Source organism: Trebonia sp. (assembly GCF_030042015.1).
Taxonomy (GTDB): domain Bacteria; phylum Actinomycetota; class Actinomycetes; order Streptosporangiales; family Streptosporangiaceae; genus Trebonia.
On the sequence record NZ_JASIAL010000259.1, the window covers coordinates 1 to 8,198 of the forward strand.

10 protein-coding genes and 1 pseudogene are annotated in these 8,198 nt (G+C 69.4%); 7 read left to right on the top strand and 4 right to left on the bottom strand.

Annotated features, from left to right (window positions below; all coding sequences use genetic code 11):
• Both Q1N79_RS13945 and Q1N79_RS13950 read left to right on the top strand, forming a co-directional pair.
• On the top strand, positions 1-204 hold a 204-nt coding region (locus Q1N79_RS13945; RefSeq protein ID WP_300609140.1), incomplete at its 5' end, for an AbrB/MazE/SpoVT family DNA-binding domain-containing protein.
• A complete protein-coding gene (locus Q1N79_RS13950) occupies positions 188-616 on the top strand; it encodes a type II toxin-antitoxin system VapC family toxin (RefSeq protein WP_300609142.1) in 429 nt (142 codons plus the stop codon). The genes Q1N79_RS13945 and Q1N79_RS13950, both read left to right, overlap by 17 nt.
• Positions 617-721: 105 nt before the next feature.
• Here the strand turns inward: Q1N79_RS13950 and Q1N79_RS13955 are convergent, their stop codons facing one another.
• Together Q1N79_RS13955 and Q1N79_RS13960 are read right to left on the bottom strand one after the other, a co-directional pair.
• A complete protein-coding gene (locus tag Q1N79_RS13955) occupies positions 722-1,015 on the bottom strand; it encodes a hypothetical protein (protein WP_300609144.1) in 294 nt (97 codons plus the stop codon).
• A gap of 160 nt (positions 1,016-1,175) precedes the next feature.
• Positions 1,176-2,303 (bottom strand): hypothetical protein, encoded by a 1,128-nt coding sequence (locus tag Q1N79_RS13960; RefSeq protein WP_300609146.1) that lies wholly within the window; start codon positions 2,301-2,303, stop codon positions 1,176-1,178.
• A 97-nt stretch (positions 2,304-2,400) separates the two neighbouring features.
• On the opposite strand from Q1N79_RS13960, the gene Q1N79_RS13965 reads away from it, so the two are divergent.
• Both Q1N79_RS13965 and Q1N79_RS13970 read left to right on the top strand, forming a co-directional pair.
• Positions 2,401-3,183, top strand: coding sequence for a class I SAM-dependent methyltransferase (locus Q1N79_RS13965; RefSeq protein ID WP_300609148.1), 783 nt, complete (start codon positions 2,401-2,403; stop codon positions 3,181-3,183).
• Positions 3,184-3,191: 8 nt separating this feature from the next.
• Positions 3,192-4,175 carry an ABC transporter permease gene (locus Q1N79_RS13970; protein WP_300609150.1) on the top strand — a complete coding sequence of 328 codons (984 nt, stop codon included), beginning with the start codon at positions 3,192-3,194 and terminating at the stop codon, positions 4,173-4,175.
• Positions 4,176-4,268: 93 nt separating this feature from the next.
• Here the strand turns inward: Q1N79_RS13970 and Q1N79_RS13975 are convergent, their stop codons facing one another.
• Positions 4,269-4,433: a hypothetical protein gene (locus tag Q1N79_RS13975; RefSeq protein WP_300609152.1), complete on the bottom strand. Its 165-nt coding sequence runs from the start codon at positions 4,431-4,433 to the stop codon at positions 4,269-4,271.
• A 52-nt stretch (positions 4,434-4,485) separates the two neighbouring features.
• Between Q1N79_RS13975 and Q1N79_RS13980 the strand changes: the two genes are divergently transcribed.
• The gene (locus Q1N79_RS13980; RefSeq protein ID WP_300609153.1) at positions 4,486-4,761 is read left to right on the top strand and encodes a hypothetical protein; all 276 of its coding nucleotides are present in this window, start codon (positions 4,486-4,488) and stop codon (positions 4,759-4,761) included.
• 119 nt (positions 4,762-4,880) lie between these two features.
• On the opposite strand, the pseudogene Q1N79_RS13985 reads toward Q1N79_RS13980, so the two are convergent.
• Positions 4,881-5,342, bottom strand: a pseudogene (locus Q1N79_RS13985) (Clp protease N-terminal domain-containing protein); the annotation flags it as partial.
• Between the two features lie 944 nt (positions 5,343-6,286).
• Between Q1N79_RS13985 and Q1N79_RS13990 the strand changes: the two are divergent.
• Both Q1N79_RS13990 and Q1N79_RS13995 read left to right on the top strand, forming a co-directional pair.
• A complete protein-coding gene (locus Q1N79_RS13990) occupies positions 6,287-6,616 on the top strand; it encodes a hypothetical protein (RefSeq protein ID WP_300609155.1) in 330 nt (109 codons plus the stop codon).
• A 34-nt stretch (positions 6,617-6,650) separates the two neighbouring features.
• Positions 6,651-8,198 (top strand): serine hydrolase (locus Q1N79_RS13995; protein WP_300609157.1); only part of this gene is annotated, 1,548 nt, incomplete at its 3' end.

Genomic DNA, 8,198 nt, shown 5'->3' on the forward strand with positions numbered 1-8,198 from the left:
CTGGTTATTCCGAAGGTCCTGCGGGACAGCCTGGGCCTAGTGCCTGGCGAGGTCGAAGTGACCCCGGACGGCGCCGGGCTGCATATCGAGCCGCTGGCCAACGACTACCTAACGGACGAGGACGGCTTGCTCGTTATCCCGGCCGCCGATGTCACCGTGAGCGACGATCTCATCCGGACGCTCCGCGATGCCGACCAGCGGTGAAAGCCCGCAGCTTCTGATCGACACGAGCGTCGCCGTGGCCCTGGTGGTGGCGGGTCACGAACACCATCAGGAGACGAGGAAGGCGATCGGTGACCGCAGTTGCGGGCTCAGCGGCCACGCGGCGTTCGAGACCTTCTCCGTGCTGACCCGGATGCCGCCGCCGGACCGTCGCACCCCGAAAGCAGTCGCACGACTGCTGGCCCACAACTTCCCCGGCTCGAGGTTCCTCAGCGCTCAAGGCGCGGAGCGGCTGCACGCCCGGCTGGCGGAACTTGGCATCTCGGGTGGTGCCGTCTATGACGCTCTTGTCGCCGCGGCGGCAGCCGAACACGGGATCAAACTCGCTACCCGCGACCGCCGGGCGGCCGACACCTATCGCGCCCTTGAGGTCGATTTTGAACTGATCGAGTGACGGATCGAGCTTCTCATTTCCGCCATCCTCGGGCCGGATACGTGGGGGCGGCGGTCACAAAGGGCATGATCCCGAACGGACCGGGCCGGCTCCCCGGGCGACCGGTTAGCTGGCCTCGGGCGAGCCGGCCGGCGGCGGGATCGTCGCGAAGGCCTGCTCGATCGTCGTGGCTACCTTCTTCGCGATGCCGAACTCGTTGATGATCCGGGTGATGACCAGGCCGCCGCCGTGAACTTGAAACGTCGTGGCGTTGCCGTCCCTGCTCAGGTGCACGTTCGCGGTCGTCGCGGCCGACTGCTTGACTTTCAGCTCGCCCTCGGCGCCGGTGCCGTGCGTGGTCACCTCGTAGCGGTCGCCGAGCTTCTCCTGCAGGGCCGCCGCAGTCTCCTGCAGGGTCACGGGCCCTTCTATCGTGACTGTAGGCATGTCGTTCCCCCGTTTGCTTGCTTACTGTGACGTCTTATTCCCTGCCCGTGACCAGCTGACTCCCACCCTCCGCGCGCGAACGGACAGTGGTGACACCTTCGCGTCGGGAGTCGCCACTGTCCGTTCTGACTGATTAATGAATGGTTACGGTGGTCCAGATCGAACCTGCGTCCGCGGTCTTCAGCAGCCCCAGGCCGTACGCGAGCACCGGACCGCCGCTGAAGTGGATCACGTAGCCGGTCGTGGCCGAGGCGAACGCGAGGTCCCGGAAGTCCAGGCCGCCGTCGAAGTACTCCGTCTGCTGCCAGGTCTTGCCGCCGTTGTGCGACCGGTACAGCCAGCTAGCGCCGTCGGCGGCGGTCATCATCAGCACCTGGGGATCACCTGGCGGCATGGCCAGCTCACCGACCTGCCCGCCGTTGGGCGGCTGCCCGACCTCGTGGAAGCTCTTCCCGCCGTTGGCAGAGACGTACACTTCCTTGATGCTCGACCCAGGCTGGGGGAAGCCCTGGTCGGAGCAGGCAATCGCCACGTCGGACGGCGACGCCGCCGCCACCCCGCTGGAGGCCAGGGCGCTGCGGGGGCAGCTGAACGAAAGCCTGGTCCAGGTCTTGCCGGCGTTCGCGGTCGTCGAGATTTTCGGCGCGATGCCGACCCAGGCGGAATGGCCGGACACCGTGATCGTGTTCGCCGGCCACACGCCCTTCACCAGGGTCCACGTGCCGCCCACCGCGCTCTGGTAGAGCTCCGCCTTGTCGTACCCGCCCGCGGTCGGCTCGACCGCGGCGTACGCCTCCCCGTCCGACGCGGCCACCGCCACGACCATGCCGGCCACGGGCAGGCTGACCTGGTGCCATTGCCTGCCGCCATCGGTGGTCTGCCACAGGCCGGGGTTGAACAGCCAGCCGTCGCTGGCGTTCGCGAACCGGACCGTGCTCACCGCGGTCTTCGGCGGCGACGTGTACGGCGGGACAAGCGACACCGCGGGCGCTGGCACCGCGGTCCAGGTCTTGCCGCCGTTGGTGGTCTTCTCGAGCAGCGCGGTGCACGGCAGCCGGCTGCAGTCACGGGCGCCGAGCACGAACCCGGTCTGCGCCGACACGAAGCTGACCGAGTCCGCCTCGAACCCTGCCGGAGGCGGCGGGCTCCCGCTCGCGGGCTGCGCCGCGGCGCTGCCCACCCCGACGGCGAGGAACAGCACGGGGCCGACGGCCAGCGCCATCACCCGTCCGAATGACACCTTCATAATCGAGTCCCTCATGTCTTTCTAGCGTCTCTCACGGACGCCACGACCTATGGACGTCGCAGGGCTGTCAGTAGTTGTGCGCAATGCGAGGCCTGCGTGAAAGGATCGACGCGTGCAGCAGGCGGAGCGAGTGAAGCTGTTCGGGCGCGAGGCGAGAGCGTACGACCGGTCCCGGCCCGGCTACCCGGGCGCGCTGATCGGCGAAGTCCTCGGCCCGTCCCCGCGCGGGCTGTCCGTGCTCGACGTGGGCAGCGGCACAGGGATCGCCTCGCGGCTGATGGCGGCACAGGGCGCCGCGGTGCTCGGCGTCGAGCTCAACGCCGGGATGGCGCAGGTGGCGGAAGAGCACGGCATCGCGACCGAGGTCGCGGCGTTCGAGGCGTGGGACCCGGCCGGGCGCACGTTCGACCGGGTGACCTGCGCGCAGGCGTGGTACTGGCTGGACCAGGCGGTAAGCGCGCGCAAGGCCGCGTCGCTGCTGCGGCCGGGCGGCCGGATCTGCCTGTTCTGGAACATCGGGCACCACCCGGACGATCTCGCCGACGCGCTCCAGGGGGCCTACCGCCGCGTGCTGCCGCCCGGCTCCCCGCGGCTGGTGATCGGCTACACCGTGAACAGGGCGAGCGACGCCACTCCGGACTTCCGCGAGGCGACCGACGCGCTGCGCGATTGCGGCGGGTTCGCGCGACCGCGGCTCACGTCGTTCCCATGGACCCGCGCGTACACCACCGACGAGTGGCTGGACGAGCTGCGCTCGCACAGCGACCACGCGGCGCTGGCGCCGGAGCTTCGGCAGGCCCTGTTCGGCGAGATCGGCGCGACGATCGACGGCTTCGGCGGCAGGTTCGCGATGGCGTACGCGGCCTTCCTGATCTCCGCCGCCCTGATCCCCTGATCCTGATAGTGACAGGCTTTGCGCTCTTCCTGGCCCGCAGACTGCTCGGGATCGCGGTCCTGGTCTGGGTCGTCACCCTGGCCGCTTTCGGGCTGTTCAGGCTCGGGGTGCCGAGCCAGCTCGCCGACATCCAGATCAACGCGCAGCTCGGTCCCGGTGAGCCCGCCACCTGGCAGTACGTGCACTACCTGGTGCGGCTGCTGCACGGGAACCTCGGCGAGTCGCTCACCGTCGGACTGTCGGTCGACACGGTGCTGTGGCGGGCGCTGCCGCCGACGCTGTCGCTCGTGATCGGCGGGATGCTGCTCTGGCTGGTTACCGGGATCCTGGCGGGCATGGTCAGCGCGCTGCGGCCGCGTTCATGGGCCGACAGGATCGTCACGAGCGCGGCGTCCGCGACCGTGGTCGTGCCGACGTTCCTGCTAGGGCTGCTGCTGCTCGACCTGTTCTCCTACCTGGCCCAGCAGGGGTTCCTGTGGATGCAGCCCGGCTACGTGCCTTTCACCCACAGCCCGTGGCAATGGCTCGGCCGGATGATCCTGCCCTGGATCGCGCTCGCCGCCACACAGGCAGGGGTGACGGCCAGGCTGACGCGGTCGGCGGTCCTTGAGGTACTCGGCGAGGACTACATCAGGACCGCGCACGCCAAGGGACTGTCGCGGCGGCGGGTCTTCTGGTGCCATGTGCTCCGGCCGTCGATCGTCGCCCTGATACCGAGCATCAGCATCGGGCTCAGCACGCTGCTGGGGGCCGCGGCCATCATCGACCAGATCTTCACGCTGGGCGGGGTGGGGCAGACATTCCTCACGGCGGCCAAGGAGAACGACCTCATGGTCATCATGGGAACCGTGCTCATGACGGTAATCCTGGTCGCGCTGATCAACTTGATCGCCGACATCTGCCAGGTCCTCGCCGACCCGCGGATCCGCCTCTTACCACTCCGGCCGCGGGGGCGGCGGAGCATGCCCCGGCCTTGGGTGTCGGCAGGCTGACAGCAGCCCTGTCGGCCGGGTGACTGCCTTTAGCCCGCCGATTCGGCACCCTCGTCTACAAGAGACGAGAGGAGACAGTCACATGTCAACGTATCAGCGCATAGCGGCGGCCTCCGCGGTGGCGGCCCTAGCCCTCGCGGTCGCGGCCTGCGGGTCCACGTCCGGGTCCACGTCCGGGTCCACGAGCGGGTCCACGAGCGGGTCCACGACCACCTCCACGCAGGGGACCTCAAGCAGCACCACAGCCCAGTCGAACACCAACTTCCCCTACGAGCCCGGTGGCGTCACCTACTCCGGCGATGAGGGCGCGGTGTACTTGTTCAGCATCCCGGCGGGCTCCTACTCCCTGAACCAGCAGGCCTCGTACGACTCGGCGACCGACCCCTACGGCAACGGCCAGTGCCAGTTCAGCGGCGCGCTGAACTACCAGTCGGGCAGCGGCGGCAGCATCTCGCTCGGCGTCACCATCCCGATCTCGGTGCCCATCAACGGCCCCGTCAGCACGGTCAACCTCCCCGCCGGGGACTACGAGCTCGACATCTTCCCCACCACCACCTGCTCGTGGACGGTCGAACTGTGGCCGTAGCCGAGCCCGTCCCTGGGTGCCCGTCCCGAGGTGCCCGTCCCGGGGTCCCGCCAGAGGCGTCCCGGCTTCGCTTCCTATCGGAAGCCCAGTCGTGGGGGACGCCTCTGCTGGCGCCGTCATCCGGTCTGATCGCCGTGGGCGCGCCGGTACTCGTCCAGTAGCCGGACCACCTGTTCACGCGCCCCGTTCAGGTCCGCGCCCAGCCCTGTCAGCACCTGCCCGGCCACGCCGTCGCCCTGCCGGATGAGGCCCAGCAGGATGTGCTCGGTACCGACGTAGTCGTGGCCGAGAAGGCGGGCTTCCCCCAGTGCCAGCTCCAGCACCTTCTTCGCCTGCGGGGTAAACGGGATGTGCCCGGACGGCGTACCCGCACCCTGGCTGACGGCCTCCTCGACCCGCTGCCGCGCCGTATCCAAGCTGATGCCCAGCGATTCCAGCACCTTGACCGCCACGCCGCTGCCTTCCTGGATCAGGCCCAGGAGGATGTGCTCGGTACCCACGTAGTTGTGGTCTAGCGCCCTGGCCTCTTCCTGTGCCCGGACCACGATCCGCCGCGCCCGGTCAGTGAACCGCTGAAACATGCCCGTCGCCGCCCTCTCTGACGCACATTCCCGGCTGGGCCGATGCTAATCGACGCATCGCGTTGCCAACGCATGGCCGGATCGCCCATGCTGAAGCAGGTGTCAGCGGGTGGCCAGGCAGCCAGCGCGGCGGCCGCCGCCCGGGGGAGGGAGACCCACTTGGGGCCGGACACGAGTGAGCAATTCCCAGGTCAGCGGCCAGATCGGGCAGCGGGCCAAGGTCCGCTTGGCGACACGGCGGGCCAGCCGCCCATCGGGCTGCCGAACGAGTACGTTGGCGCCCCGAGGCGACCCCGCCAATTCCGCAGGGGATTGCGCAGCGCGCTCCCGACCGTGCTTGGCCTCGCGTTGTTCGGCGCATTCGTACTGGCGAGTTGGCTCAACTGGTCGATCTGGCCGATTTTTTGCCGTGGCGTACTTTCTCTACCTGTGCTGGCTCGTCTGCTGGCTCGTCGTCCTGCGAGTGCGACGACGCCTTCGTATTCGCAGAGCCCGCCGTTTCCGGCCACCACCGCTTGGGGGTTAGCACTTTCCGGGCCCGCCCAGCGCGGGCTCGCGGGGGCAGGGACGGACCCGCACGCCTGGCCGGCCGCCGCGGGCGCCGGGGCGCGCCGGGGCACCGAGGCCACGGGCACGCGGGCCAGGCCATCGATTCACGATCGGATCGGCCGCTGCTTGTAATGATCTGCTCTCTCGCTGAGTGCCGCGTTTGCCGCGATCACCGCATCAGCCTGCGCGGCGGCCCCTCCGGCCAGCCCGGTCATCGGAAGCCCTTGCATACGGGGCCGCGCGATTGCTTTAGGCACGCGCCAAACGCAACCACAGTCATCGCAGGTTCTCTCTTACTCCCGCGTTCGCCAGGGAATGCGCACAGCTTGACTTTGACGCCCGCCCGCTCTGCGCTGATGGCGCTGCGCCGGCGGCGCGGGCATAGTTTGGGTCTCATGACGATCGGGATCCTTGCCGCCGTGCTCGGGGTTCTGATAGCCATCGCGGCCATCACCATCCCCCGGCTGGTGGCCCGCCGAAACCACCCGGAGGACCATGCCGACTCACTCGCCTACCTGCAGGAAACCGGCCGGTCGGCGCAGGACGTCGCGCGTGGCAACGCCGGCTGGCCGTTCCCGCAGGAGAACGATGACGGATCACGGCCGGCGGGCGGCTCAGACGGTGCTCCGCCCCGCAACGGCTCCCGAACCGTTGAAACCGGTACTCAGCCAGTGCGGCGTACCTTCATCGTCCAACCCCCGCGGATCGCCGATAAGGTGAGTTGAAGTAGGCCGCTGAAGCCCGACCCCGGGAGCTAGCGTGGAGAGCGTTGAGCGGTTTGTTGTTGCGCAGCTTGCCGCATGGGAGGTTCCCGGGTGCGCGGTTGCGGCGGTCCGGAGCGGGCGGGTTGAACTGGTCGGCGGGTGGGGGCTGCGGGACCGCGAGGCGGGGCTGCCGGTTACCCAGGACACGCTGTTCGCCATCGGGTCGGCGACCAAGGCGTTCACCGCCACGACCGTTGGCGCCCTGGTCGACGAGGGACTGCTGGAATGGGACCGGCCGCTGCGGGATTACGTGCCCGGCGTCCGGCTGCACGATCCTTTCGTATCCGACCGCCTGACGATCGTTGACCTGCTGTCGCACCGGTCCGGGCTGCCCCGGCACGACCTGACCTGGGTCGGACAGCCCGGCCGGTCCCGCGCCGAGATCGTCCGCTGCCTGCGGTTCCTGGCGCTGAGCAGGGACCTGCGCCAGGAGTTCCAGTACTGCAACCTCGGGTACCTGGTCGCCGGGCACGTGGTGGAGGCCCTCTCCGGCGTCCCGTGGGAGGGCTTCGTGCGCGCCAGGCTGCTTGACCCGCTGGGGATGCGCCGCACGAATCTGTCCGTGGCTGAGATGCTCGCGGACGACGACCACGCCGCCGCGTACACGCGCCGGGACGGCGTCATCGTGCCCGTGCCGCAGCGGCCGCTGCCGGCGATGGCACCCGCCGGCGCGATCAACTCCAGCGCCGCCGACATGGCCAGGTGGCTCCTGGCCCAGCTGGCCGGCGGGCAACTCGACGGCGCGGCCGTGATGTCACCCGACACGGCCAAGCGCCAGCTCACGCCCCACATGCTGAGGCCCGGCTCCGGGGAGATGCCCGGCCTTACCGAGTACGCCTACGGTCTCGGCTGGGCGATCGGCCGCTACCGGGAACACGAGATCGCGATGCACGCCGGCGGAATCGACGGGTTCCAGACGCACTGCATGCTGCTGCCGGACGACGGCATCGGCGTGGCGGTGCTGACGAATACGTCGGCCAGCCTGATGCACCTAGTCGTCGCCCTGCGGGTCCTAGACGAGCTGCTCGGGGCTGAGCCGCTGGATGTGTTCGGTTTCCTCAAGCCGCGCTTCGACGCCGGAATGGCCGGGATCCGCGAGGCCAAGGCCGCCCGCCGGGTCGTCTCGGGCGCTCCGCCGGCCCGCCCGCTGTCCGCCTATGCAGGCGAGTACGAGCACCCGGGCTACGGAACCATCGCCATCGCCCCCAAACAAGACGCCCTCAAGCCGTCCCTAGGCACCATGGACCTGAGCCTGGTCCACCGGCACTACGAGACGTTCGACCTGACGTGGCACGAGGTGGGCGATCAGCCGGTGATCTTCCCGCTCACGTTCCTGTCCGCCCCTGACGGCGACGTCAACGCGCTCACCGTCCAGTTCGAGCCAATGGTCGAACCGCTGCGCTTCGACAAGCGCCCGGACACGCAGGGTCCGGAGATCCTGAGCCGGCTGTGCGGTACCTACGCCATGGGCCCGATCGAGGTCACGGTCGCCTTGCGCGGCGAGCGCACGCTCAGCGTCACCGCGCCAGGCACCCCGCCCCTC